This is a genomic window from Thioalkalivibrio nitratireducens DSM 14787 (assembly GCF_000321415.2).
Taxonomy (GTDB): domain Bacteria; phylum Pseudomonadota; class Gammaproteobacteria; order Ectothiorhodospirales; family Ectothiorhodospiraceae; genus Thioalkalivibrio; species Thioalkalivibrio nitratireducens.
The window spans coordinates 664,051-685,644 of the sequence record NC_019902.2 but is presented as its reverse complement, the minus strand read 5'-3'; the positions used below and the strand labels follow the sequence as shown (position 1 = coordinate 685,644).

The following is a 21,594-nucleotide window of genomic DNA, read 5'->3' as shown; positions in this document are numbered from 1 at the left end:
GGTGTCATTCGATTTCATCTCGTAAAGCGTAGGCAAAGGACATGGTGGTGAGTTTGGCGTAGCCGTGCCACATCAGTTGGTGGCCAGGCGGCGGATCGTGATTGCGGTTGGTGTACCCACCGAGGATGGCGACTTCGCGGACCGCTTCCTGGAGACGGGTGGGGCGGGGCCGGCGCCGGGACTGGGCGTAGTCGCCGAGCACCCGCAGTTCGACGTCCGAGAACAGCAGTTCCGGCGGCAACGCCGGGGCCTCGCGGCCCAGCAGGGTCATCAGCATCACGCGCCAGGCGATGACCAGCCGGATCGCGATGGCGCGTTCCAGGCGCTCGACGCTGTGATGGCCGAGTTCGTCGATCTTGCAACCCGATTTCAGCACCCGGTGCCAGTCCTCGATGCGCCAGCGCAGGCGGTACCAGCGCAAGATTTCGGCGGCCTGTTCGGCCGAGGCGACGGCCAGCGTGGTCAGGACGAACCATTCGAGTGGCTTTTCCCCTTTCGGCGGATCCCGTTCCAGCGCATGCACCACGGTCAGTTCGAGGGTCACGGGCTGATCGGCACCGGCGGGTGTGCCACGGAGCGTGATCGGGGTGTAGCGCAGTTCCAGTTCCGCGGTCCGTGCCGCTCGGCCCAGGCGCTCGGGGCGCTTGCTGGTCTTGGTGCGCAGGCTCTGGCCATCGACCGGGAGTTCGACCGAGCCGCGGCTCGCCGTCGCCCGGGCGACCTCGAACAGGCGCCGCCCGTCGGCAAGCCGGCGGTTGTGCTGGGCGCGGATCACCAGCTCCACCGCGGGGTGACGCTGCTGCTCGACATAGAGCTCGAACGCATCGGCCTCCCGGTCGGCGACACTGATCACCCGGGTATTGGGGAGGGTCGCCGCCAGTGCCGCTGCATCGCGCAGACCGGCGATCCAGCGGAAGCTCTTTTTCTCTTCCTGCGCCGGTTCCGCGTCGCCCCGCGGCTGCGGCGCCTCGAACTGCGCTTGCAGCACGCCCAGCGGCAGCCCGTCGGCGTTGACCGCCAGCGTCGAGTGCAGATGCAGCCCCAGACTCTCGGCACCGGTTTGGTTGCGGCCGATGACCCCGACGCCGCGCGTCTGCGGGCGGGTGGTGAAGTTCAGATCGGTGCCATCCTGCAGGCACAGCACCGTTGCCTGCGCCTGCATCCGGCGCTGCGTGCACGCCCGATGCGGCGCCAGGATATGCTCCGGCGTCACGTCGGAGTCCTCCGGCTGGTCGATCAGCCGGTAGTAGCCCTTCACCGCCGCCCAGTCGTCGCGGGCCACCGCGGTGAACGCGCGCAGCGGATCCTCGCCCTGGCGCCGGGCGCTGTCCACCAGTCGTTTCGTCAATCGCTTGTCCCCCAGGGGCGCACCCCCGAACTCGTGTTCAGCCCACTGCTGCGCATCCAGACCCTCGGCGGGTTCCAGCGGCGTGTCGCCTCGTGCCGGTGCCGGACCGACGCCCAACCGTGCGCGCCAGTCGGGTTCGAGTTCATAGACATAGATCGCCTTGCGTGTCTCTTCCGCGGCGTGGCCGCGATCCTGGCGACCCCGGCCACAGGTCTCGCCCACAAAACGCCAGTTCGACGCCCGCAGGCTGACCCCGGTGTGCGGAGGCTCGATGAAGGTCTCCACCAGCCAGGGACGATACCCATGGCAGGCCTCGAAGTCAGCCCCCAGCCGCCGAAACGCCCGACCCAGTGTCCACGAGGCGAGGTTCCGACAGGAAACGCCCGGACGCAGCAGGAACCGATTCAAGCCAACAACACGATGCCGATGGCGTTCCCGCAGCGCCGGATCCCAGCCGATCCAGGCATCGCGGGCGGCCAGCTGTAGTGCCGACGCCGCGAACCCCAGCGCCCCCAGCCAGCCCTGTGCCGAACCCACCAGATAGCGCACCTGCGCGCCCACCAGCGGCCCCATCCCGCGCGGGTGCTCACGCGCCATCAGCTCATTCCAGAGCGCCCGGTGTTCGGCGGTGTCCACCCGTACCAGCTCCAGGCCCTCCAGCTCGGTGACCTCGCGGCCCACGCCTTGCGGTGCCGGCACCGCCTCCCCCAGACGCCGGCCCTGGCCCCCGCGCCCCGGGGTGCTGCGCGCAGGCGGCAGCGTGATCCGGCCTGCACGCTCCAGCGCCCGCAGCGCCTTCAAACAGCCCGCCCGCTGCACGCGCCCACGCGCATCGAGAAAACCCAACGTGGCACAGACCCGGTCCGCAAGCCCCGTGCGGTGCAACTCCGGCGCTTCCCGGATCAGCGCCTGCACCCGAGCCAGGTTCGCCGGCGCGCTCAACGTGCGCTTGATCTGGCTCTGCTCCCACATGCCCGGCACGGTACCCGGCCGGCAGGCGTTTGTCCAGCACTAGATGTGGGTATAGGGCAGCCCTACGCAACGCGCGGTAGCGCGTGACGTCCGACACCATGAAGTCCATAACGACGGATTCGCGATACTCATCGCGCTGCAAGACAATCGCCGTGCCGCCGCCAAAGTAACACTCGTGTTCGCGCAGCAAGGCTGCATCCAGCGCCAGCAGCACTTCGTGAACACGCTGGTGATGCGGTCGGGCGAACATGATCAGGCAAACAGCGTGCGCAGGTTGTCGATCAAGGCTTTTTCCCGCGGAGTCAACGCGGCCACGTTCAGATGCCGCTCATTCCGCGCATAGACATCGAACGCCTCGCGCGGCGTCAGCACCGTCTTCTCACCCATCGGCCAGGCAAGCGCCGCAAGCTGCGGGTACTCTGCCAAGGCGATTGCCAGCGGGATCGTATCGCTCGCCGCAGCCTCGGTTTCCGGCTTGTCCAAACCGACACCAAAGCGCAGCCCCAATACCGCGAGCGCGTTGAACCAAGCCGCGATGGTGACCGTCAACTCGCCGCGCTCCATGCGATACCAGGTATCGCGGGACATCCCGGCCGCAGCCGCCGCATTCTGCACCGTCACACCCAAAGCCTTGCGGCGCTGGCGCAACACCTGCGCCAGTTCACGGGCATGACGCTGCAGCGCTTCGGTCGTCAAATGCGGGATGCTAGCCGGCATATCGGCCCCAACATGTCGCCCATTTCAGTCAACGTAACGTTTTTGAGTGAAATGAGCAACATTTCGTCCAGTTCCCCCTGCGGGAGCGAGCCTGCTCGCGAACGCGCCGCAGGCGCGCCAAACGCCGGCGCTCAACGGGCCGGGCTCTCGCACGCCGGGGGTTTCTGCCAAGATGGTCGTGCTCAGCCTATTCCCTGAGGCCTCTCGATCTGGCGCACGCCCGGCTTGGGTAAACTGTCCCCGGAATTGATCAGGGTGTCAGCAACTCGAAGGCATCGCTTCGCGCGGCCTTTTTGTCGAAGGTCACAATGCAGTCACAGCCGTTCCGCAGCGCACTTTTCGCGATCAGGAGATCAGGCAAATCCAGCGGGTCGTTCCCAGCCGTCTGCAGCATCGCCTGCACGGCTTCGCGCTGTTCGAATTCGAGAACAGGTAATAACAACAAATCGCTGAATACCTCTATGAGCTCGTTGCGCCCTACCTGGTAGGCGGACTCCAGTACCCAGATGCTCTCCAGCACGACGAGGAGCGGCACAAAATAGGTCGCGCGTTGCCGCTCAGCGCCCGAGAAAAGCTGCCGCACCTGTTCAGCTTGTGGCGGGTCATCATTCACCAGAAAGCGCACCAAAATGTTGGTGTCGATCGCTTTCATGTCGCGCTTTTTTTCATCTGCTGATGGATCGCAACGTCCATCTCCGCCGGGGTCAACGCCGGCTGTCCCGGCTTTCTGAGCCGCCCGAAGACCTCATCGACCCGACGCGTCACAGGCCTGAGGAGGACATCGCCAGCCTCGGTCAGACTGAAGTCGAGCTTGTCGCCTGCGTGCAGCAGCAGTTGCTCCCGGATTTCCTTGGGGATGGTGATCTGCCCTTTGCTGGTGAGAGTGGCTGTAGTCATTGCGATCACCTTACTTATTTCGTCTTCCTTACATGAGGGTAAGGCAATCGCGCTTACGAATCAACGATGGCACTCTCGTGGATGCCATTCGAGCCGAGTCCGAGGGCGAGTTCGGTCGCGGTCGTTTCGAACCGTTCGACGTAGGCCCTGCACTGCCCGATACCCCACTCACGCTGCGTGTAGCCGATGATCTCCTGAAGATCGGCCTGAGCGCTCCGCGTGAGCACGTACGCGCGATTCACCCGCTGGATTCGGAATGCAGGGTTTTCTCGGCGATCTCGCTGATGGTGCCTTGTGCATACTCGCCACGATGGGCCTCGGCGACGCGCTCAGCCAGTAGCGCCCTGAGTTCCTCCGCTGCCTGGTCTTCGCTCCCCGGCGGGAACAGTCGCTCCAGGGTGAACTGCTTGATGCTCTTGCCGGCCAAGGCCGCCATGGCTTTCAGGGCCTGGTGCTGTTGCTCCGTGATATCGATCGTTAGTCGACTCATGCAGTTTCCTCGGGGAATTCGCGACCACCCGAGCAGTATCCCACATCTGTGGTTTTGTGGGAATGTGGGCACCGCGTGCCACCCCAGTTGCGATCTCCCTCGGCATGCCCGTCCCACCCCCGTCGGAGCGAGCCTGCTCGCGAACGCGCCGCAAACGCGCCCAACGCTCGGGCCTCAACCAACGTCCCTTCGCGTGCGAGGCACGCTCCTACAAGGTCAAACCCGTGCTTGAAGCGCCGCCTTGCAGCGGACGGACTCAACGAGCCCTGTCACAAGCGCGCCAGCTTTGCCCGAAAGTCCGAGACGATACCGTGGTGGATGAACATGGGGTTGGACACATGAATGCGGTCCACGATCTCCAACGCCACCGGTTTGGCCAATTGCCCCGCGTCCACGAGTTCGAGAAGGAGCGTCAATCCCCACTTGGTATCCACGCCCGCCGCACGACAGGCCTTGTGCAACGGCTTCTCGTTGGTCACGCAAACCAGTTCCAGGCGCTTTGCGGCCAACAGGCACACATGATCCGCGAACGACAGCGGCCCCCTTGCCTCGCCAGCCGCCAAGAGGATATCAAGCGGCTCATCGAAGACCTGCAAACCATGCCGCTCGCAGTCCGCGACCGAAAGTTGCCGCACCTCGGCCAGCACCGAAGCCGGTACAACCACCCTCTCGATGCGCAACCCATACATCCCCAGAACGGAGAGGTCGGACTGCACGTAGTCGATCAGGACGTTGGCATCCGTGATGATTGGCCTGTGCGTCCCTGCTGGGCCGGTTCAGGCCACCCAGGATGCCGTCCGCTCGCGCATGTCCTCCAGGGGAAGCCCAAGAATCTCTGCGGCTCTGGAGAGCGAAATGGTTCCGCTCTCCAGAGCGCGCCGCACCAGTCGCGCCATCCGGTCTTCCTTGAAGTCACACACATCCATGCCGGACGGTTCCCGGCCCACCGGCCGTTCGCCGTATACAGAGTGGTACACCTCTGCGTCGATTCCCCCCGGCTCATCGTGCTTGAGCAGCGTGTGCCCGCTCCGCCGTTTGTATTCCAGATTGAATCGAGCCCAGACCCCGGCGCGCTCCCCCGCCGGCAACGCCCCCGCGACACGGTAGAGCACGGTGCGCCAGCTCACCCGGAAGATGCGCTTGATTTTCAGCACACGTTCCACCAGAGCAAGACCCGCGGTTTCCTCCCACTCGCGGCGGAAGGCGCCGTCCGGCATCAGGAAATGCGAGGCAAATTGATTCGCCTGCGCCTCCTCCGCGTTGTCTTCCGCAACCTGGTGGACGTCGTAGGCGCCCAAATGCATCAGAAGATGCCCGAGTTCGTGGGCCGCGCTGAAGATCCAGGTCTCGACCGGCAACCGCTCCCAGGTATTGACTACCACGGCAGGGCCGCCCACCTCCTGAGCACCCACCGAGAGACCCATGAAGGCATCGTTGGGGACCGCCACCGACCAGACCTTGACCCCGCGTGCCTCCAGCAGTCCGCAGATATCGTGCACCGGCTCACGCTCATCCAACGCGAACGCGGCACGCACCTCCCGGGCGAACTCCGGGATCGCCCCGGGTCGAGGGCCGCTCGACTGCGGCAGCAGCTCTTCCAGCGAGTGTGGAACCACCTCACCGATGAGCGCCTCAAGATCGGCGAAGTCGCGCAACCATATCGCCACATCCGCCAGTAGCTGTTCGCGGCTCTTCAACCGCTTGAAGGAACGGAAACGCACCCTCTCCAAACCCCGAACGGGAACCATCAGCTCCCGCAAAGGGACATCCAACGCCCGTGCGATCTGTTTCAGAGACTCCGGGCGAGGTTCTCCCACCCGGGCACGCTCGAGCTTGCGGTAACCGCTCAACGAGAAACCCGCCATGTCTGCCAGCTCGGCCTGGGTCCAGCCGCGATCCTTGCGCAGGCGACGCAGGTTGATACTGATGTGCTCGGTATTCATCACGCCCTCTCTTAGTGACGATTCTAGCACACATTGTGTTTTTCATTACCCGACTTCAACTCGGCGACCCCCCGCTGTAGGAGCGCGCCTCGCGCGCGAACGCGCCGCAAGCGCGACCACCGCACGGGCCTAAACCAACGCCCATTCGCGTGCGAGGCACGCTCCCACAAAACCACCCGAGCCCCCTGTAGGAGCTTGCCTGCAAGCGAACGCCCGCACAGCGGGCGCACCACCCCCCTACACCCCCCCCGGTGATCCCACTCCAGCGCCCGTAGTCCCAGGGTCTCGTACACCGCACGTTCCGTCTTGCGCAGTGCATCCGAGGACGGCACCCAGTACGAGAGCCGCACCGGCCGACCGCGCCCCGTCAGGTAATGCGTCGGCGAGGCAATCGGCGCCAATCCACCCGCTCGAAATGCCGCACCGCGCGCCGCATGTGCGAGGCCGACGTCACCAGCACGAAGTGCGCCTCCGTGCCCAGGAATTCGCGCACCGCGTACGCCTCCTGCGCGGTGTCCGTGGGCGTGTCCAGCACCACGATGCGTGCGGGATCCACGCCGAGTGCCTGCGCGGCCGCGGCATAGCCCTGCGCCACCGGCGCCTCGTCGGCACGGCGGCTGCCGCCACTGACCACCAGCTTCGCCTCCGGGAGCCCCTCGAGCAGCCGCAGCCCCTCCATCAAGCGGTGCACCGAACTGTCGTTGAGCCGCGTGCCCGCGGGCCAGTCCGCGTCCGGCTCCCAGCCGGCGCCCAGCACGACCACCGCCACGATGTCGCCCAGCGCTGCCACGTCCAGCACCGGGGCGTACGCCTGCTCCAAGGGCTCCGGCAGCCGATCGGCGACCGGGCTCCAGGCCGCGAGGAAAAGCAGCAGGAACCCGGCGAAGCCCGTGACGAAGCCGGTTCGGCGCCAACCACGAAGGGCCATCCACACCCCGAGCAGCACCAGCAGCAGGACGACCGGGAGCGGCATCAGGAGGGTCGCGACGAGGGATTTCAGGGTGGCGAACATGGATCAGAGTCCGGTCAGATTGAAGAATCAGGTACAAAAAAACGACCGGCGGCATGTATGCAACGCATCGATGGCGCCGGCCCCTGATTTTTCTTCAAGTGGACTGCCACGCCCCTTTGGGGCTCGCGGTGCCGGAGGGAGTGCAGGCTCCTCGCAATGACGGGTCTGCCACCCCAAACCCTACCGCACCCGAACAATCTCCCCCTGCGGGTCCCGCTCGCGGATGCGCGCCACCTGCGCCTCCCCGCACACCCAAACCCGCTTCTCCGCGAGTTTCAGCATCGGGAGATCGCTCACCCCGGAATGTAGCCCTTCTTGTCCTCCCGGATCACCCGGCCGGTGGCGTCCCCCAGTCCCAGATAGTTGTCGAAGACAAAAGGGGATCGCGGCGCCATGCGGCCGGTGGCTCGAAAAGCGGAGGCGCACCGCGGACCAAAGCGCCGGAAGGTGTTCTACTGGTGTTCCGTCGCTGAGCAAGCGGATTCAATGACGGCATCCGAAAGGAAATAGCCGGCACGCCGCAGATCAAGCAGGATAGAGCGAACATCGTTGAGAAGACCACGCCGATGGGCTTCAACAAGAAGGCCGGCGGTCCCCTTGACCGGCAGGCCGTATACTTCGTGGGCGATCCTGCGTCCCCGCCTCTCGTCGATGATCGCGAGGCAAGGCGAAAGGCTGCGGGTGAGCGTGATGACTGCAGCTTCTCCGGGGTCGAGTTCGGCAACAAGCAACGGATCTGACTCCGGAGCCGCACGCACATGGGATCTCCAGCGAGCATCGATCAGCACATCTGCTCCAGGCAGTCCCAAGCCTGCAACGGCAACCTCATGGAACACGATTTCCGGAATCCAGAATTCGGAAAACAGAGCGGGCAACAGATCCAATCGGCCGGCCAAGGATAATCCAACCAAAGGTCCAGCATTAACTACGGCACGCTCGGGCAGCATCAGCTAAACTCTTTGGTAAGCTCATCACCCTGTAAATCAACTACGGGCACGCCGGCGCGACTGGCTGCCAGGAGGAACTCGACCCTGCGCATATCGCACAGCCGCCCCGCTTTTCCCGAAGAAATACGGCCCTGCTCAAAAAGCTTGAGGGCGAGCAAGAAACGCGCTTCCTCAGCAAAATGGGCAGGCAACTCGGCAGGCGAGGGTAAGCCATCTACAGGCAACTCTATGGTCAGCGTCTTGTTCACCTTGACCTCCTGTGACTGGTGCGGCCGGATCAATTAGTGCTACGTGACCCTGGCCGTTCGGCTACGGATCGATTTGAGATCCACGCGGGCCAGCAATTGAAGACGAGTTGTGCTATCCGCAGGATCTGGCTCTTGCAGCGACCCTTCGAGAACCGGTCCTTGACCGAGTCAGCGACATTGCTCGCCTGTAAGCCCACTATGCGAACGATACACCTGTCGAGTAACCGGTGCCGGAAAATCGGGTGTTGGGTCGTTGGGGGGCATCGAAGACGATGATCTAAGGTCGTCCGCGAGAGTGGCTGAACGGCTCAGGCCGCCTTCCGCTCGAACAGCGCCCGCGCGGTGCTCATGCCGCGCAGAAACGCGATGTTGCGGGTCACGCAGTGCGCGCTCAGGTGTCCAGGTGTGCCGATGGCGGTACTGAACTGCTGCAGCATCCGCCCCGCAGTGGCGATGAACGAGCCGGGATCGATGTTCAACCGCTCCAGAATCTGCGGGGTTTCGCCCGGAATGTAGCCCTTCTTGTCCTCGCGGATCACTTGGCCGGTGGCGTCGACGAGTTCCAGATAGTCGTCGAAGGCAAAGGGGATCGCGGCCGCCATGCGGCCGGTGGCATCGAAGGGCATCAGCGGTGCGCGGGGCAGGGTGCTCAGCTGGGATTCCAGCGGCTGGGTGGGGAGCGGCTCCATCGTGGGCGCCAACGACTGGGCTGGGGCCCCGGTCCGTACGGCCACAGCCGTTTCGCTCGTTTCGAGTACCCGCGAAAGGCCAGCGATCCCCGGCGGAGCCGCTACGGTTTTCTGCTGGCCGTCGGACTCCTGGGTCGAATCGTAGGTGCTCAGAACATCCGTCGCCGAGGCCGTCGGTTCGTTGTCATCGGCGCGCAGCTTTCGCAGCCGCTCGGCAATCGAGGTGAACGCGGAATCCTCGGGAACCGTGGCCATGCGTGCCCGAATCGGGTTGAGATCGACATACGCCATCGCGGTGAGCACCGCGGCTTCATCGAGCAGGGCATGGCTCTTGAACCGCCCCTCCCAGAACCGCCCGGTCACCTGGTCCTCGGCATTGGCCATTCGAGCAATGGACTGGTTCAGCACCCGCATGAACCAGGAGAGGTCCGCCAGCCGAGAACGGTAGGTTTCCGCCCAACCGTGCACCGCGTCCAGTTGCGCAGGGCACAGGCCACCCTCCCCGTTCCGCACGTAGTGCTGCACCAACTCCGGCCCGACGTACAGCCGCGTCCAGCGCCGTAGCACCTCGTCCTGCGACCACGCCTGCGCCCGTTCCGCGTCCACGCGCAAGACCAAATGCGCGTGATTCGACATCACCGCATAAGCGGCAACATCAATCGCAAAGACACCGGCCAACTGCTCCAGGCGCTCGACGATCCAGCCCCGCCGATGCTCGTAATTGCGCCCGGTAACGGCGTCTTCACCGCACAGAAACGCCCGCCGTACGCAGCGGGAGATCACGTGGTACCAAGGGGTGGCGTCCAGAGAGACCAGAGCAGAGCGGGGATAAGGCATGGTGGAACTCCGTGGGAGAGTGGCCCGTCGGCCTCGTTGATGAGTCGGAAGCATAGCAGCGGAGGGTGGAAAATTAATGTGACTGTCCAATTTAGGCCCGTAGCTCCCGCAATTAATGTGACTGTCCAATTTTGTCATTGTCAACGCTCACCGGCCGACCGCGCCCCGTCAGCACGTGCGTCGGCGATGCAATCGGCGCGAGCCCCACCCGCTCGAAATGCTGCACCGAGCGTGGCATGTGCGAAGCCGACGTCACCAGCACGAAGCGCGCCTCCGTGCCCAGGAATTCGCGCAGCGCATACGCCTCCCGCGCGGTATCGGTGGGCGTGTCCAGCACCACGATGCGTGCGGGATCCACGCCGAGTGCCTGCGCGGCCGCGGCATCGCCCGGTTCCCGATCGTTCGGAATCCCGGATCTCAAGTCCTCGGAGCGCCGGCACGCCATGCTTCGGCCAGGGTTTTCAGGTGTGCGGCGTCGCCTTCGAGATCCTCGAAGGCGAAGGGGTTCAGGAACTGTCGGCCCCGGAGCAACGTCCGATCGACCGCACCGAGATCGGCGTCGTCACAGGTGCCGCTCCAGTGTTCGACGATCGCCCTCACCTGCCGGCCGACCAGATCGATCGCCTCGTCGCGCGAAAGCAGAAAATGCCGGGCCGCGTGCAGGCAGGCGGAGATCCGGCTCAGGCGTTCCGCTCCCGTGATGAGCATCGCCTGCGAGGCCTCGTTGCCGGTACGATTCTGCGGACAGAGGTCGAACGCCGGCGTCAGGCGCAGCGACTGGCCGTCCCAGAATGCGGCGTGATTGCGCGCATGGTCGTCGGTATTGCCGCACAGGATATTGAACACGAGCCGGCCGAAGAGCTCCCGGAGGGTGGCGGAGGCGTCGGCAAAACGATGGCGCACGCGTTCCGCGAGGTCCTCGTAGCTCGCGTAGCGCGCCATCATCTCGTCGAGTTCCAGCAGCGTGAGTGCCGACACCATCAGCCTGCGCTGCCATCCGTCCGACGCAAGCACACGGTCGAAGCGCTCGATGAGCAGCACGTCCTTGTTCAGCGAGCGGTCCAGCGCCACCGTCGCCACGTTCAGCCCGGCCCGAGCGGCCAACCGCATCGCGACGAACTCCGCCTTCACCACCGGAAAGAGGTCGCTCGCGGAGGAAAACTTGGCGATGTACTTTTTCCCTTCACCCGCGATCTGGGCCTTTGGCCGGGCGCCACCAAGCGACGTACCGTGCTGCAACGCCTGAGCCAGTTCCTCGCTGAGCGGCAGTCCGTGCTCGACGCGCTCAGCGGCTTCCTGCAGTTGTTCGAGCGACGCCGGATCTGCTTCCCTGGGTACGTATTCCGTGGGCGAGTGCTGGAAATCCAGCGCTCCCGCGCGGTCGGAGCCGGATTCCAGGAGATACGTGAGTTCGTCGAGCTGGCCCGTATCGGCACTCGCCCCCCGGGCCCCAAGCATCCGGTTCACGATCACCCGGCGACCCCAGGCATCCGGAGACGCGTCCCGGATGCAACCCGGCATGCTCAACCCGGAACGCAAGGGAAGCACCCCGGGCCGCAGCGGCAATTCCGGTTCGTAGAGCGCAATCGCGTCATCCCGCGCGAGATAGCGCTGGCCATAATGGAACAGGAGCCGGCTCCCCTCCGCGGTGAGCCTACCGGCCACCACCGGTTCGACTGCGCCGGGCAGCCACACCCAGACGAAGACTTCCGTGTGCGATCCTTCAGAACGCATCGTCCACCGGCTTTCCCGATTTGCGCACGGCCGCGGGCAACAGGGCGAGCTTCTCATCGGCGCGGGCGGTGTGCCGGGTAAGCGATTCCCGGTCCGCTTCGAACAGGACCACGCCGACCAGGGCGGCGACCTCGAAGACCAGGCCGATGGCGACCGTCAGTTCCGCCTTCTCGATCTTCTGAAGCGTTGCCCGCGAGATGCCCGCGCGGTCGGCCAGTTCCTGCTCAGTCCATCGGCGTTCCAGGCGGCCGAGCCGAATCCTGCGCCCGAGCAACGTCGCCGCCTCGCGCGCATACCGGGAAAAGGTTCGCTCCTTTCGGCCCATCACGTTACGCCCCGATTGCCTATTTAAATCGTCACGAAAGATCTTGATGCCTATTTTAGCAGTCATCTCGTGAATGCGCCCACCCGCTGCGTCTTGCGCGGGTTGCCGGCCGAGGGCAGCCAGTACCCCAGCGTCCGCACCCGCGCGCTCCCCGTCTTGAATCCTGTCGGCGCCGGGATGGGCTGCAAGCCGGCCCGCTCGAAGTGCCGCACCGCGTGCCGCATGCGCGAGGCGGACGTCACCAGAAAGAAACGCTCGCCGTCGGCCAGCGCGTCCCGCACCGCATACGCCTCCTGTGCCGTATCCGTGGGCGTGTCCAGTACCACGATGCGCGCGGCGGGCAGCCCGAGTGCCTGGGCATCCGCGGCTTAACCCCACGGTGCCATCCCCAACTCCCCGGCACGGCGGCTACCGCCACTGACGACCAGTTGCCCCTCCGGCAGTGCCTCAAGCAGGCGCAGCCCCTCCATCAGCCGGTGCACCGAGCTATCGCTCAAGCGCGTGCCCGCGGGCCAGTCCGCCTCCGGCTCCCAGCCCGCGCCCAGCACCACGACCGCCGCGATGTCGGGAAGCGCTGCCACATCCAGCACCGGGACGTACGCCTGCCCCGCTATCCTTCCGCCCCGAACGGCGGGCCTTGCCGCGCACCGGGTCAGAGGCACTGCCGTTCAACTCGTCGCAGAGGGCTGTGCTAACGTATTGAAGATCAATTCCTGGCACGTGACCCGCGCAGATCGTGCGCCGGTCCGCCACGAGGCTTCCAAATGGACACTTCCCCGGAACGCTTGCTCGAAAAGCTGAAAAACCTGCCCCCGCAGCGTCTCTCCGAAGTCGAGGACTTCGTGGACTTCCTGAAGGGACGCGATGAACGTGCGCGGGCCGCGGCCAGCCGCCGCCTCGGCGAGGCCATGGCCCGGCTCGACGCCTTGAGTCTTCCACCGTTGACTGCCGACGAGGTACAAGCCGAAATACAGGCCGCGCGCGCCGAACGCCGCGGCGCCCGCCGTGCGGATCGTCGCTGATACCAACACGGTGGTGTCGGGCCTGCTCTGGCAAGGGGCGCCACGACGTCTGATCGACGCCTGCCGGGGGCAGACGCTAACACTCGTCACCAGCCCGGTGCTGCTGGCAGAATTGGCCGAAGTGCTTGCGCGTGACAAGTTCGCTGTTCGCATCCTGCGCGCCGGATTATCAGCCAGAGCCTTGGTGGACGATTACGCCGACATCGTGCATGTGATCACGCCCGATGCCCTCCCGGAGGCCGCCTCACGCGATCCCGACGACGATGAAGTGCTCGCCTGTGCCATTGCCGCGCACGTCGACGCCATTGTGTCCGGCGACGCCGACCTACTCACGCTGGAAAGCTTCCACGGCATTCCGATTCTCTCGGCCCGGCAAGCCGTGCAGAAGTTCGAGCCCGGCAAATAAGCACAGCAGACATCCTCGCGAAGGCCCAGAGCCCACTGGACAGCGCGCGACCGCGGCCGGAATCCGCTCCTACCACCCACGCCCTGCGTCCGCCCCCCGTAGGAGCGAGGCTGCCCGCGAACGCGCCGCAGACGCGACCACCGCACGGGCCTCAACCACGCCCATTCGCGTGCAAGGCACGCTCTTACAATACCACCCGAGCCCCCTGTAGGAGCTTGCCTGCAAGCGAACGCCCGCAAAGCGGGCGCACCACCCTCCTACAACCCGCGCCGGTGATCCCACTCCAGCGCCCGCAGTCCCAGGTACTCGTACACCGCGCGTTCCGTCTTGCGCAGCGCATCCGACGACGGCACCCAGTACGAGAGCCGCGCCGGCCGACCGCGCCCGGTCAGCACGTGCGTCGGCGAGGCAATCGGGCCCAATCCCACGCGCTCGAAATGCCGCACCGAGCGCGGCATGTGCGAGGCCGACGTCACCAGCAGAAACCGCGCCTCGCTCCCCAGCAGATCCCGCACCGCATACGCCTCCTGTGCCGTATCCGTGGGCGTGTCCAGCACCACGATGCGCTCGGCCGGCACCCCGAGTGCCTGCGCCACCTGCGCGTAACCCTGCGCCACCGGCTTGACGCCCGTACGGCGGCTGCCGCCACTGACCACCAGCGTGAGGTCCGGGAGTGGCATCAGGAGGATTGCGACGAGGGATTTCAGGGTGGCGAACAGGTGACCTGCCCGGCAATTGCGCGCCCGCTACACCCGCGAAACCGGCCTGGAGCCCGAGGCCGATTGCGCGGCATCCGCCGGACCGGTTCTGCTGATCGTCCTTGTCGACATCGCATTTCATCGCCCAGACTGTAGCGCGCTCCGAACCGTTGTCAGCAGACCATCAATCTCGCTGGCAAGAAAATCCAGGAACTTGGGTTTTGCAAGGGTTCGTTGCTGCACGTCAACCGGCAGAAAGCGGTTCATTTCCTGGGCAAAGGCAGCGCTACGGACGATGGCAGGCAGTCTGGCGCGCAGGTCGTCCAGCCGGTCGCGGTAGTCGGTGATGCGGTAGTCCTCGATCTTGCTTGCGACCCACCCCGGATTGACCGCCGCCCCCTGCTGCTTGAGCCAGCGCAAATCCCAGATATCCCGATGGCGCACGTAGCGCTGATTATTGACCAGCGACACCAGCTTGTCGGCCATGATCTCATCCAGCGATTCGGCCAACACCAGCGTATCGCCGTAGCCATCGGGCAGAAAGTCATAGTTGAGACGGAGGCTGCGCGGCTGTCGAGAATAGGCCTCGACATTGGCGATTTCGAGCTTGATCCGCTGCCGCGGAACGTCAGGCCGTGTGGGTGCGGTGACGATCGCGATCTGCCAGGTGTCGACGTGAATGCCGCGGCAGCCCGGATCATCGACGAGCTCGGCCGGCTCGCGCACGATCACCTCGAGGCCATAGCGCTGGCCGATGTAGGTTTCCAGTGCGGCCCTGATCCCGTCGACCCGCGCGCGCGAAAAGTCGCGTCCGCCGGCAAAGTCCAGAGCCTCGCTGAAACGGGGTGAGCCGTAGCACAGACGAAGCGCCGTCCCGCCCTGAAACGTCAACTCATCGAGCAGCCCGTCGCGGTCGAGCCCGAACAGGATGTCGTAGTGCAGCAGTTCCTTTTCGATCACCGGGCGCATGTGGCCACGACCCGACTGCGCCATCGCCCGAGCGGTCAGCGCGGCGAAATCGACCCGGTCAGTCATCGGCCAGGGCCCGCTCATCGACCAGATGGGTGTTGCGGCCCACCCGCTTGAGATCACGCCAGGCCGCTTGCGGTGTGGCCATGCGTAGCGGCCGGCCCACCCGGCGTGTGTTTTCCAGAATATCGGCCGGCGACCGCTTGGTATGAGTGAATTCAATGGTGCCCCAGGGCGTTCGATACACGCCCGATCGGCCCGTCGTCATGGCCGTCAGGCGATCGACCGGAATCTGTGAAATCGCCCCATACTCCGACAGCGCCGATTCCAGGCTGGTGTAACTGTAGTGGCCACGGCGCAGGGCCACAGCAATGCGTTCGATCACATCGGAACCCGGATCGCCCGTCAGTACATACACATACACACCGCGGCACGCCCGCGCCAGCACGCCCTCGTCTACCAACCTCCCGAGCGCAGCCAGCAGGGTCCGCCGCTGATCCGCAGGAAACAGCTTGGCCAGATCCCCCACGGTAAACACGACGCGCCCAGCCCGGGCCCACTCGGCCAATGTCTTGATCGCAACAGACTGCTCCATGGCCCACAAGTATACAGAAACACCATTAGAACACTGCTTTTCCGTAAACCTGAATCCTGAAACCGGGACCCGCAACCCGATGGGAAAGACCTCTGTTCCGGTTTGTGGCAGCTCCAGCGCGTTGCGTCCCTCGAAACCATCCGGCAATACATCGAGCAACAACAGCAGACGCCACACGAACCGCTCCAGTGGAGGAGGATGGCGACAAAGAATTTCAGGGCGGCGGACAGGCACCCCCGTGCGGTGAGGGCGAGGGGCGCGCGACCGTTCGGCAGGCACGGCTTCCGCGGGGCTTGCACAAACGCCCATTGCGGTAGCCGACCCGCCGCCCGTCGACGAAGCGGGGGACAGACGCGTGACCGGGCGGCGGCCAACGCCGACACGCGGGACGCGCGCCTACCGTCCCCGGTGATCGAGTTCCAGCGCCAGCAGTCCCAGGGTCTCGTGCACCGCGCGCTCGGTCTTGCGCAGGTTGCCGGCCGACGGCAACCAGTACGCCAGCGTCCGCACCCGCTCGCTCCCCGTCTTGAATCCCGTGGGCGCTGGAATCGGTTCAAGTCCCGCGCGCTCGAAGTGGCGCACCGCCCGCCGCATGTGCGAGGCCGACGTCACCAGGAAGAAGCGCTCGCCGTCCGCGAGCACCGCCCGCGCCGCGTACGCCTCCTGCGCGGTGTCCGTGGGCGTGTCCAGCATCACGATGCGCGCGGGATCCACGCCGAGTGCCTGCGCCGCCTGCGCGTAACCCAGCGCCACCGGCAGGCGCGTCGCGTCCCGGCTCGCGCCGCTCACCAGCAGTCGTGCGTCCGGCAGGGCCTCGAGCAGGCGCAAGCCTTCCAGCAGGCGCACCGACGAACTCGTGTTCAACCGCATCGAGGCCGGCGCCGCCAGGTCCGGGTCCCACCCCGCGCCGAGCACCACCACCGCCGTGACGTTCCCGTGATCCCGGGGATCCGACACCGGGGGATAGGCACCCTCCAACGGCGCCAGCAGCCGGTTCGCAACCGGAGCCCAGGACGCCAGGAAGACCAGCAGCAGGCCCAGCACCAGCAGCAGACGCCCGAGCCCACGCCGGCCGAGCGACCACACGAGCGCGGCGAATAGTACGAGCAGGGTCGCCAGCGCCAGGGGTGCGGCGAGGGCGCCGACGAGGGATTTGAAGAGGTCGAGCATGAGGTTAGACGAAGATCAATCGCTGGAAACGCGCGACGACCGAATGTTGTAACTCGGGGCCTATCGATTCGCGCTCTTGCAAGTGCGTGATTACGGCGCCGGCGTTCGCCAGCGCCTCGAGCACGGATCACTGAATGCCCTCCCCGAGGAAGAACGGAAGCATCAAGAACCGGCACGCGACGACACGTACAATCTGCCGGGCATTCTTCGGCAGATCCGGCCATGCCCAACCCAGCGCGTGTTCGTGTTTCAGGCGAGGCTGACCGGGCACGGCTTCCAACGCCCCGCCTTGCCATACGCGCCCAGCTCTCGCAGAATCCAACGCGGAGGCTTTGTTGGCGGCAGCGCCGGCACTGCCTTTTTCGTTCCCCGCCTGCTGAATTCAACGCACCACGCGCATAGTGCCGCGCTTCGATCGCAATGACAGGGCCTTTTGTTCAGTACTTCCCTAGCCGTCTGCGCCCCCCGAGAACAGCGGGATTTGAAGCGGTGGCAGTCGCGCTTTGCCGATCAGGTCGAAGACATGCTGACGCCAGAACGGCCACACGTTGTGCACTGCATTCAGATTGCTGAAGGCATGCAGGGCTTCATCGGACACGTCGGTGACAAGCTCGTAGATCACCATGTACTCGGCTTCCACACCAAAATAGATCGTGGGTTCGTCCTTGCTGTCATCGTCCACGACCCGTTCTCCGAGCGAAACCACGACCTGTAGCCTTTTCCCGGCAGCTTCCTCGCTTCCAAATGCCGTGACGCGATAACTCACGCCGCGCTTATGCTGTTGAACAGCAGCCAATTCTTCCGCTTCGGGAAACGGCTCCCCATGAACAAAGTGGGATTCATACAGCACGATGTCATGCAGGCGAAGGCCTGCGACGGCCTGCTGAAGCAGAGTGGAATCCGCCGTGCTCACGCCGCGCGGTCCTTGGTCCACTTGGCCAGGCTCACGACGACGAATCCGTCGCCACGCTGTGCCTGTCCGTGCCGCGCCGGACCCTGCAGACGAACGGGATCCCCACCCACGTATTCACCGTGCTTGGGCGCCACGGATCCAAGGGACTCTGCTGGCGGTGAGGCCAACTCTTGCAGCAAAGCAGGATAGCGTCCCACCAGTCGCAACAGGCGATCCATCGCAACGCTCTGGATAACTTCCCCGCGCTCGTACTTGGAGAACGCGTTCGCGCCACCACCAAAGAGCGCGGACGCATCACGTTGCCTAAGCCCCAAATGCTCGCGCAAGCGCCGGATCTGTTCCCCGGTGAGAAGCCCATCCGCTTCACGACGCGCATCGGAGATCCGCGTGTGGTTGCGACGAATCTGATCCTCAAACACTGGATCCGCTCCGCACTCCGGACACAGATAGCCCTCCAGATCGTCCACCACCAGGCTCTTGCCCTGATGCTGGAACGTGTCGCTGTAGCGGTGCGGCTGCAGCGCCCCGCTTTCGCATACGGGGCAAATCGAAGAGGTTTCAGTCATTAGCGTTCTCTGTGAAAGGAGGCCAATACGACCACCAGGCAATTCGGTCCGAGCTTCAGCTTCACGTAGAGTTCGTCAACGGCATCCGCAGGACCGGCATAGCGCACATGGTAGACATCAAACCAGGGTCCAGAAGGCTCGTACTGCTCGGAGCGATGGAAGTGACACGCGTTCAACGAGGCGAGGCATCGATGCACATCCTCCGGTCGATAAGCCAGATTTTCCACATCGCGTTGCACCCTGCTCCCCGCGTAGCGAACGCGACCCGTCTTGGCGAGTTCGATCACGCGCGAAAGCGCATAGCTCGGTGTATCCCGGCATGCGCTCGCGAATCGCTCGTTACTCACCATTATGGTTACCGGCTACGGAACGTCAAGTGGTTTGGGAAAAAACAGGGAAACAGCCAGGTCCGCCTTGTTGACTCCGGCCTCTTCAATTTCCTGCCAGAGTGCCTCTGGTCACCCGGGTAATGAGACGTTCCTGGGCGACCAGCCGGGCGTTCTCCGGGCTTTCGACGGCCCAACGGTCCAGAAAATCTGGTCATGCCCGCTGCTCCTCGATCGTTCGCCAGTTCTGGATCACGCCCCCCTGCGGGGGCTCGCAGTGACGGCCACACCGTCATCGCGGGGGCCGAAGGCCCGCGGCGATCCAACCGCCGCATGGACTGCCACGTAGGCCACACCCCCGTAGGAGCGAGCCTGCTCGCGAACGCGCCGCAGGCGCGCCCAACGTCGGGGCCGCACCCAATACCCATTCGCGTGCGAGGCACGCTCCTACACGCCGGCCCCAACCACCCCAAACCCTACCCCACCCGAACAATCTCCCCCTGCGGATCCCGCTCGCGGATGCGCGCCACCTGCGCCGCCGCGGCATAGCCCTGCGCCACCGGCGCCTCGTCGGCACGGCGGCTGCCGCCACTGACCACCAGCGTCGCGTCCGGCAGGGCCTCGAGCAGGCGCCGCCCCTCCATCAGGCGGTGCACCGACTTGTCGTTGAGCCGCGTGCCAGCAGGCCCAAAGTCTCGTGAATCGCCCGCTCCGTCTTGCGCAGGTTGCCGGCTGACGGCACCCAGTACGACAGCGTCCGCACCCGCTCGCTCCCCGTCTTGAATCCCGTCGGCGCCTGAATCAGCGCAAGCCCCGCGCGCTCGAAGTCGTGAACCGTCTGAAGGGCGTAGCCAGCCGCCTGCTGCGCAAGGAACGGCCCGACCTGGAGCCGCGGTATGGGCAAGGCACGCTCTGGTCGCCGTCCTATTTCGCCGGGAGCGGTGACGGTGCGCCCATTGCGATCATCCGCCAGTACATCGAACAGCAGCGGACACCACCCTGAAGACCCAAGGGCGGCTACGCCGTCCGCGCGATCCTTCCCCGCCCTGAACGGCGGGGCTTGCCGCGCATCGGGTCAAGGTCTTCCCAGGGAAGTCCAGGGCATGACCGCGACGCCGCGTTGGTCGCGTTCCTCTTCCCCGGCGTACACCAACAGGGGCGATGACCCTTCCGCGCCTGCCAACGCGCACCAACGTTCCAGCCCTCGGAACGCATCACGGCTGAGGGTCGCCCCCGACTTGATCTCCACCGGCTGCAATATGCCGGCCCGATCGATGACCAAGTCCACCTCCCGCCCGGCCCGATCCCGCCAGAAAGCGAGGTTGGACGGCAATCCCTGGTTCCAGCACGCCTTCAGAAACTCGCCGACCACAGCCGTCTCGAATAGCGCGCCTCGCAGGGGGTGCGTGGCCAGTTGGCTGGCATTCTCGATGCCTAGCAGCCAGCAGGCAAGGCCCGTATCCAGCATGTACAGCTTCGGGGTCTTGACCAACCGCTTGTTGAAATTGCGATGGTGCGGCGGCAAACGATGGATGACGTAGCTGGCCTCCAGCACCGACAGCCACTCACGAATCGTGTTGTGACTGACGCCAACCTCTTCGCCCAGCGCCGACTGGTTCAACAACTGACCCGTGCGACCCGCCACCAGCCGCAGAAAGCGCTGGAACACGGCAAGATCGCGCACCTCGATGAGCTGGCGCACGTCACGCTCAAGATAGGTCTGCACGTAGCTCCCGTACCAGAGACGCGGATCCACGGGCCGGTCATGAACCGGTGGGTAGGCACCCTCCCACAACCAGTCATTCACGCTGGCCGGTTCCCGCCCCGCTGCCTGCAGCTCGCCCAAAGCGAATGGCAACAGCGCCAGCATGCCCACACGGCCCGCCAGGCTCTGGGACACGGCGCAGAGCATCCCGAACTGCTGCGATCCGGTCAGGATCCACTCGCCCAGCCGCCCGGACGCATCGACCCGTGTCTGGAGATAGGAAAACAGCTCCGGACAGCGCTGCACCTCATCGAGGGTCGCGCCCCCGGGGTACTGCTCCAGAAAACCGCGAGGATCATCGGTCGCAAACTCGCGACGATCCGGATCCTCCAGCGACACATACGGGCGATCGGCAAACACCGCACGCACCAGGGTGCTCTTGCCCGACTGACGTGGCCCCGTGACCGCGACCACCGGGAAACTGGCGGCCAACTGTTGGACGGTTACGGCGGCGTCTCTCTTGATCATGTGCAGATTGTAAGTTCGGATTACAATCGGCACAAATCAGAAGCCGAGGCATTCCCCGCACCCTTTGGGAGCGAGCCCGCTCGTGAACGCGCGCAGCGGACGGCTTCCGCAGGGCTTGCACCAACGCCCGTTGCGGTAGCCGACCCGCCGCCCGTCGACGAAGCGGGCGACGAACGCCTGACCGGGCGGCGGCCACCGCCACCCGGGATGCGGCCAACGCCGACACCCGTGGCGCGCGCCTACCGCCCCAGGTGATCGAGTTCCAGCGCGAGCAGGCCCAGCGTCTCCTGAACGGCCCGCTCGGTCTTGCGCAGGTTCCCGGCCGACGGCAACCAGTACGCCAGCGTGCGCACCCGCTCGCTCCCCGTCTTGAATCCCGTGGGCGCCGGAATCGGCGCAAGCCCCGCCCGCTCGAAGTGCCGCACCGCGTACGCCCCCCTGCGCGGTGTCGCCCAGGGTGTCCAGCACCACGATGCGTGCGGGATCCACACCGAGTGCCTGCGCGGCCGCGGCATCGCCCGGTTCCCGATCGTTCGG

Annotated in this window: 27 protein-coding genes and 4 pseudogenes; 3 read left to right on the top strand and 28 right to left on the bottom strand. The window is 65.4% G+C overall.

Annotated features, from left to right (window positions below; all coding sequences use genetic code 11):
* Positions 1-4 precede the first annotated feature (4 nt).
* From TVNIR_RS03500 to TVNIR_RS20400, 18 genes and pseudogenes are all read right to left on the bottom strand, one after another.
* Positions 5-2,320, bottom strand: coding sequence for an IS4 family transposase (locus tag TVNIR_RS03500; protein WP_015257597.1), 2,316 nt, complete (start codon positions 2,318-2,320; stop codon positions 5-7).
* 252 nt (positions 2,321-2,572) lie between these two features.
* Positions 2,573-3,016, bottom strand: coding sequence for a helix-turn-helix domain-containing protein (locus TVNIR_RS03495; RefSeq protein WP_015257596.1), 444 nt, complete (start codon positions 3,014-3,016; stop codon positions 2,573-2,575).
* A 271-nt stretch (positions 3,017-3,287) separates the two neighbouring features.
* Positions 3,288-3,689, bottom strand: a complete 402-nt coding sequence (locus TVNIR_RS03490) for a PIN domain-containing protein (RefSeq protein WP_015257595.1) — start codon at positions 3,687-3,689, stop codon at positions 3,288-3,290.
* Positions 3,686-3,934, bottom strand: a complete 249-nt coding sequence (locus TVNIR_RS03485; protein ID WP_043739232.1) for an AbrB/MazE/SpoVT family DNA-binding domain-containing protein — start codon at positions 3,932-3,934, stop codon at positions 3,686-3,688. The genes TVNIR_RS03490 and TVNIR_RS03485 overlap by 4 nt, the downstream gene beginning before the upstream one ends.
* Positions 3,935-3,987: 53 nt before the next feature.
* Entirely contained in the window at positions 3,988-4,176 is a 189-nt protein-coding gene (locus TVNIR_RS03480) for a type II toxin-antitoxin system RelE/ParE family toxin (protein WP_043739230.1), read from the bottom strand.
* Positions 4,173-4,424 carry a plasmid stabilization protein gene (locus TVNIR_RS03475; RefSeq protein WP_015257592.1) on the bottom strand — a complete coding sequence of 84 codons (252 nt, stop codon included), beginning with the start codon at positions 4,422-4,424 and terminating at the stop codon, positions 4,173-4,175. The genes TVNIR_RS03480 and TVNIR_RS03475 overlap by 4 nt, the downstream gene beginning before the upstream one ends.
* Before the next feature lie 269 nt (positions 4,425-4,693).
* A complete protein-coding gene (locus tag TVNIR_RS03470; RefSeq protein ID WP_052316607.1) occupies positions 4,694-5,140 on the bottom strand; it encodes a hypothetical protein in 447 nt (148 codons plus the stop codon).
* A 60-nt stretch (positions 5,141-5,200) separates the two neighbouring features.
* Complete coding sequence (locus TVNIR_RS03465) at positions 5,201-6,367, bottom strand: helix-turn-helix domain-containing protein (protein WP_043739225.1); 1,167 nt, start codon at positions 6,365-6,367, stop codon at positions 5,201-5,203.
* A gap of 367 nt (positions 6,368-6,734) precedes the next feature.
* The gene (locus TVNIR_RS03460; RefSeq protein WP_015257589.1) at positions 6,735-7,379 is read right to left on the bottom strand and encodes an ElyC/SanA/YdcF family protein; all 645 of its coding nucleotides are present in this window, start codon (positions 7,377-7,379) and stop codon (positions 6,735-6,737) included.
* Positions 7,380-7,675: 296 nt separating this feature from the next.
* Positions 7,676-7,792: pseudogene (locus TVNIR_RS20410) on the bottom strand (transposase); the annotation flags it as partial.
* A 39-nt stretch (positions 7,793-7,831) separates the two neighbouring features.
* Entirely contained in the window at positions 7,832-8,326 is a 495-nt protein-coding gene (locus tag TVNIR_RS18650) for a PIN domain-containing protein (protein WP_083499332.1), read from the bottom strand.
* The gene (locus TVNIR_RS03455; RefSeq protein WP_052316606.1) at positions 8,326-8,574 is read right to left on the bottom strand and encodes a UPF0175 family protein; all 249 of its coding nucleotides are present in this window, start codon (positions 8,572-8,574) and stop codon (positions 8,326-8,328) included. The genes TVNIR_RS18650 and TVNIR_RS03455 overlap by 1 nt, the downstream gene beginning before the upstream one ends.
* 308 nt (positions 8,575-8,882) lie before the next feature.
* Positions 8,883-10,100, bottom strand: coding sequence for a transposase (locus tag TVNIR_RS03450; protein ID WP_043739223.1), 1,218 nt, complete (start codon positions 10,098-10,100; stop codon positions 8,883-8,885).
* Positions 10,101-10,212: 112 nt separating this feature from the next.
* Positions 10,213-10,521, bottom strand: a complete 309-nt coding sequence (locus TVNIR_RS03445; RefSeq protein WP_237251726.1) for an ElyC/SanA/YdcF family protein — start codon at positions 10,519-10,521, stop codon at positions 10,213-10,215.
* Positions 10,518-11,834 (bottom strand): type II toxin-antitoxin system HipA family toxin, encoded by a 1,317-nt coding sequence (locus tag TVNIR_RS03440; RefSeq protein WP_015257584.1) that lies wholly within the window; start codon positions 11,832-11,834, stop codon positions 10,518-10,520. The genes TVNIR_RS03445 and TVNIR_RS03440 overlap by 4 nt, the downstream gene beginning before the upstream one ends.
* Positions 11,824-12,225: a helix-turn-helix transcriptional regulator gene (locus TVNIR_RS03435; protein ID WP_237251725.1), complete on the bottom strand. Its 402-nt coding sequence runs from the start codon at positions 12,223-12,225 to the stop codon at positions 11,824-11,826. Before TVNIR_RS03435 ends, TVNIR_RS03440 begins: the two co-directional genes overlap by 11 nt.
* Positions 12,222-12,506: pseudogene (locus tag TVNIR_RS20405) on the bottom strand (ElyC/SanA/YdcF family protein); the annotation flags it as partial. The pseudogene TVNIR_RS20405 and the gene TVNIR_RS03435, both read right to left, overlap by 4 nt.
* A 21-nt stretch (positions 12,507-12,527) precedes the next feature.
* Complete coding sequence (locus TVNIR_RS20400; RefSeq protein ID WP_015257581.1) at positions 12,528-12,749, bottom strand: YdcF family protein; 222 nt, start codon at positions 12,747-12,749, stop codon at positions 12,528-12,530.
* 174 nt (positions 12,750-12,923) lie between these two features.
* Between TVNIR_RS20400 and TVNIR_RS03420 the strand changes: the two genes are divergently transcribed.
* Both TVNIR_RS03420 and TVNIR_RS03415 read left to right on the top strand, forming a co-directional pair.
* Positions 12,924-13,181 (top strand): hypothetical protein, encoded by a 258-nt coding sequence (locus TVNIR_RS03420; protein ID WP_015257580.1) that lies wholly within the window; start codon positions 12,924-12,926, stop codon positions 13,179-13,181.
* Positions 13,165-13,587 (top strand): putative toxin-antitoxin system toxin component, PIN family, encoded by a 423-nt coding sequence (locus TVNIR_RS03415; protein ID WP_043739222.1) that lies wholly within the window; start codon positions 13,165-13,167, stop codon positions 13,585-13,587. The genes TVNIR_RS03420 and TVNIR_RS03415 overlap by 17 nt, the downstream gene beginning before the upstream one ends.
* A gap of 257 nt (positions 13,588-13,844) precedes the next feature.
* On the opposite strand, the gene TVNIR_RS03410 is transcribed toward TVNIR_RS03415, so the two are convergent.
* The 8 genes from TVNIR_RS03410 to TVNIR_RS19565 form a co-directional block, all read right to left on the bottom strand.
* Entirely contained in the window at positions 13,845-14,267 is a 423-nt protein-coding gene (locus TVNIR_RS03410) for an ElyC/SanA/YdcF family protein (protein ID WP_015257578.1), read from the bottom strand.
* Positions 14,268-14,423: 156 nt separating this feature from the next.
* A complete protein-coding gene (locus TVNIR_RS03405; protein ID WP_015257577.1) occupies positions 14,424-15,320 on the bottom strand; it encodes a nucleotidyl transferase AbiEii/AbiGii toxin family protein in 897 nt (298 codons plus the stop codon).
* Complete coding sequence (gene abiEi, locus TVNIR_RS03400; RefSeq protein ID WP_015257576.1) at positions 15,313-16,026, bottom strand: type IV toxin-antitoxin system AbiEi family antitoxin; 714 nt, start codon at positions 16,024-16,026, stop codon at positions 15,313-15,315. The genes TVNIR_RS03405 and abiEi overlap by 8 nt, the downstream gene beginning before the upstream one ends.
* Before the next feature lie 219 nt (positions 16,027-16,245).
* Positions 16,246-17,019, bottom strand: coding sequence for a YdcF family protein (locus TVNIR_RS03395; RefSeq protein ID WP_015257575.1), 774 nt, complete (start codon positions 17,017-17,019; stop codon positions 16,246-16,248).
* A gap of 448 nt (positions 17,020-17,467) precedes the next feature.
* Positions 17,468-17,932 (bottom strand): protein-export chaperone SecB, encoded by a 465-nt coding sequence (locus tag TVNIR_RS19570; protein ID WP_157092176.1) that lies wholly within the window; start codon positions 17,930-17,932, stop codon positions 17,468-17,470.
* Positions 17,929-18,498: a type II toxin-antitoxin system MqsA family antitoxin gene (locus tag TVNIR_RS03385; RefSeq protein WP_015257571.1), complete on the bottom strand. Its 570-nt coding sequence runs from the start codon at positions 18,496-18,498 to the stop codon at positions 17,929-17,931. The genes TVNIR_RS19570 and TVNIR_RS03385 overlap by 4 nt, the downstream gene beginning before the upstream one ends.
* Positions 18,498-18,848, bottom strand: coding sequence for a type II toxin-antitoxin system MqsR family toxin (locus tag TVNIR_RS03380; protein ID WP_006749173.1), 351 nt, complete (start codon positions 18,846-18,848; stop codon positions 18,498-18,500). The genes TVNIR_RS03385 and TVNIR_RS03380 overlap by 1 nt, the downstream gene beginning before the upstream one ends.
* Positions 18,849-19,300: 452 nt before the next feature.
* On the bottom strand, positions 19,301-19,480 hold the full coding sequence (locus tag TVNIR_RS19565) for a hypothetical protein (protein ID WP_043739218.1): 180 nt from the start codon (positions 19,478-19,480) through the stop codon (positions 19,301-19,303).
* A gap of 170 nt (positions 19,481-19,650) precedes the next feature.
* Between TVNIR_RS19565 and TVNIR_RS18625 the strand changes: the two are divergent.
* Positions 19,651-19,827, top strand: a pseudogene (locus TVNIR_RS18625) (transposase); the annotation flags it as partial.
* Between the two features lie 72 nt (positions 19,828-19,899).
* Here TVNIR_RS18625 and TVNIR_RS03370 read toward each other — a convergent pair.
* Both TVNIR_RS03370 and TVNIR_RS03365 read right to left on the bottom strand, forming a co-directional pair.
* Complete coding sequence (locus tag TVNIR_RS03370; RefSeq protein WP_015257569.1) at positions 19,900-21,057, bottom strand: ATP-binding protein; 1,158 nt, start codon at positions 21,055-21,057, stop codon at positions 19,900-19,902.
* Positions 21,058-21,296: 239 nt separating this feature from the next.
* Positions 21,297-21,576: pseudogene (locus TVNIR_RS03365) on the bottom strand (hypothetical protein); the annotation flags it as partial.
* Positions 21,577-21,594 lie beyond the last annotated feature (18 nt).

Coding starts and splice junctions, on each gene's coding strand:
- TVNIR_RS03465 (WP_043739225.1), bottom strand. CDS start 6,367: ATGAATACCGAGCACATCAGTATCAACCTGCGTCGCCTGCGCAAGGAT.
- TVNIR_RS03410 (WP_015257578.1), bottom strand. CDS start 14,267: ATGCCACTCCCGGACCTCACGCTGGTGGTCAGTGGCGGCAGCCGCCGT.
- TVNIR_RS03385 (WP_015257571.1), bottom strand. CDS start 18,498: ATGACTGAAACCTCTTCGATTTGCCCCGTATGCGAAAGCGGGGCGCTG.
- TVNIR_RS03485 (WP_043739232.1), bottom strand. CDS start 3,934: ATGACTACAGCCACTCTCACCAGCAAAGGGCAGATCACCATCCCCAAG.
- TVNIR_RS03475 (WP_015257592.1), bottom strand. CDS start 4,424: ATGAGTCGACTAACGATCGATATCACGGAGCAACAGCACCAGGCCCTG.
- TVNIR_RS03380 (WP_006749173.1), bottom strand. CDS start 18,848: ATGGTGAGTAACGAGCGATTCGCGAGCGCATGCCGGGATACACCGAGC.
- TVNIR_RS03420 (WP_015257580.1), top strand. CDS start 12,924: ATGGACACTTCCCCGGAACGCTTGCTCGAAAAGCTGAAAAACCTGCCC.
- TVNIR_RS03395 (WP_015257575.1), bottom strand. CDS start 17,019: ATGCTCGACCTCTTCAAATCCCTCGTCGGCGCCCTCGCCGCACCCCTG.
- TVNIR_RS03450 (WP_043739223.1), bottom strand. CDS start 10,100: ATGCCTTATCCCCGCTCTGCTCTGGTCTCTCTGGACGCCACCCCTTGG.
- TVNIR_RS03460 (WP_015257589.1), bottom strand. CDS start 7,379: ATGTTCGCCACCCTGAAATCCCTCGTCGCGACCCTCCTGATGCCGCTC.
- TVNIR_RS03440 (WP_015257584.1), bottom strand. CDS start 11,834: ATGCGTTCTGAAGGATCGCACACGGAAGTCTTCGTCTGGGTGTGGCTG.
- TVNIR_RS03405 (WP_015257577.1), bottom strand. CDS start 15,320: ATGACTGACCGGGTCGATTTCGCCGCGCTGACCGCTCGGGCGATGGCG.
- TVNIR_RS03370 (WP_015257569.1), bottom strand. CDS start 21,057: ATGATCAAGAGAGACGCCGCCGTAACCGTCCAACAGTTGGCCGCCAGT.
- TVNIR_RS03435 (WP_237251725.1), bottom strand. CDS start 12,225: ATGACTGCTAAAATAGGCATCAAGATCTTTCGTGACGATTTAAATAGG.
- TVNIR_RS03500 (WP_015257597.1), bottom strand. CDS start 2,320: ATGTGGGAGCAGAGCCAGATCAAGCGCACGTTGAGCGCGCCGGCGAAC.
- TVNIR_RS03490 (WP_015257595.1), bottom strand. CDS start 3,689: ATGAAAGCGATCGACACCAACATTTTGGTGCGCTTTCTGGTGAATGAT.
- TVNIR_RS18650 (WP_083499332.1), bottom strand. CDS start 8,326: ATGCTGCCCGAGCGTGCCGTAGTTAATGCTGGACCTTTGGTTGGATTA.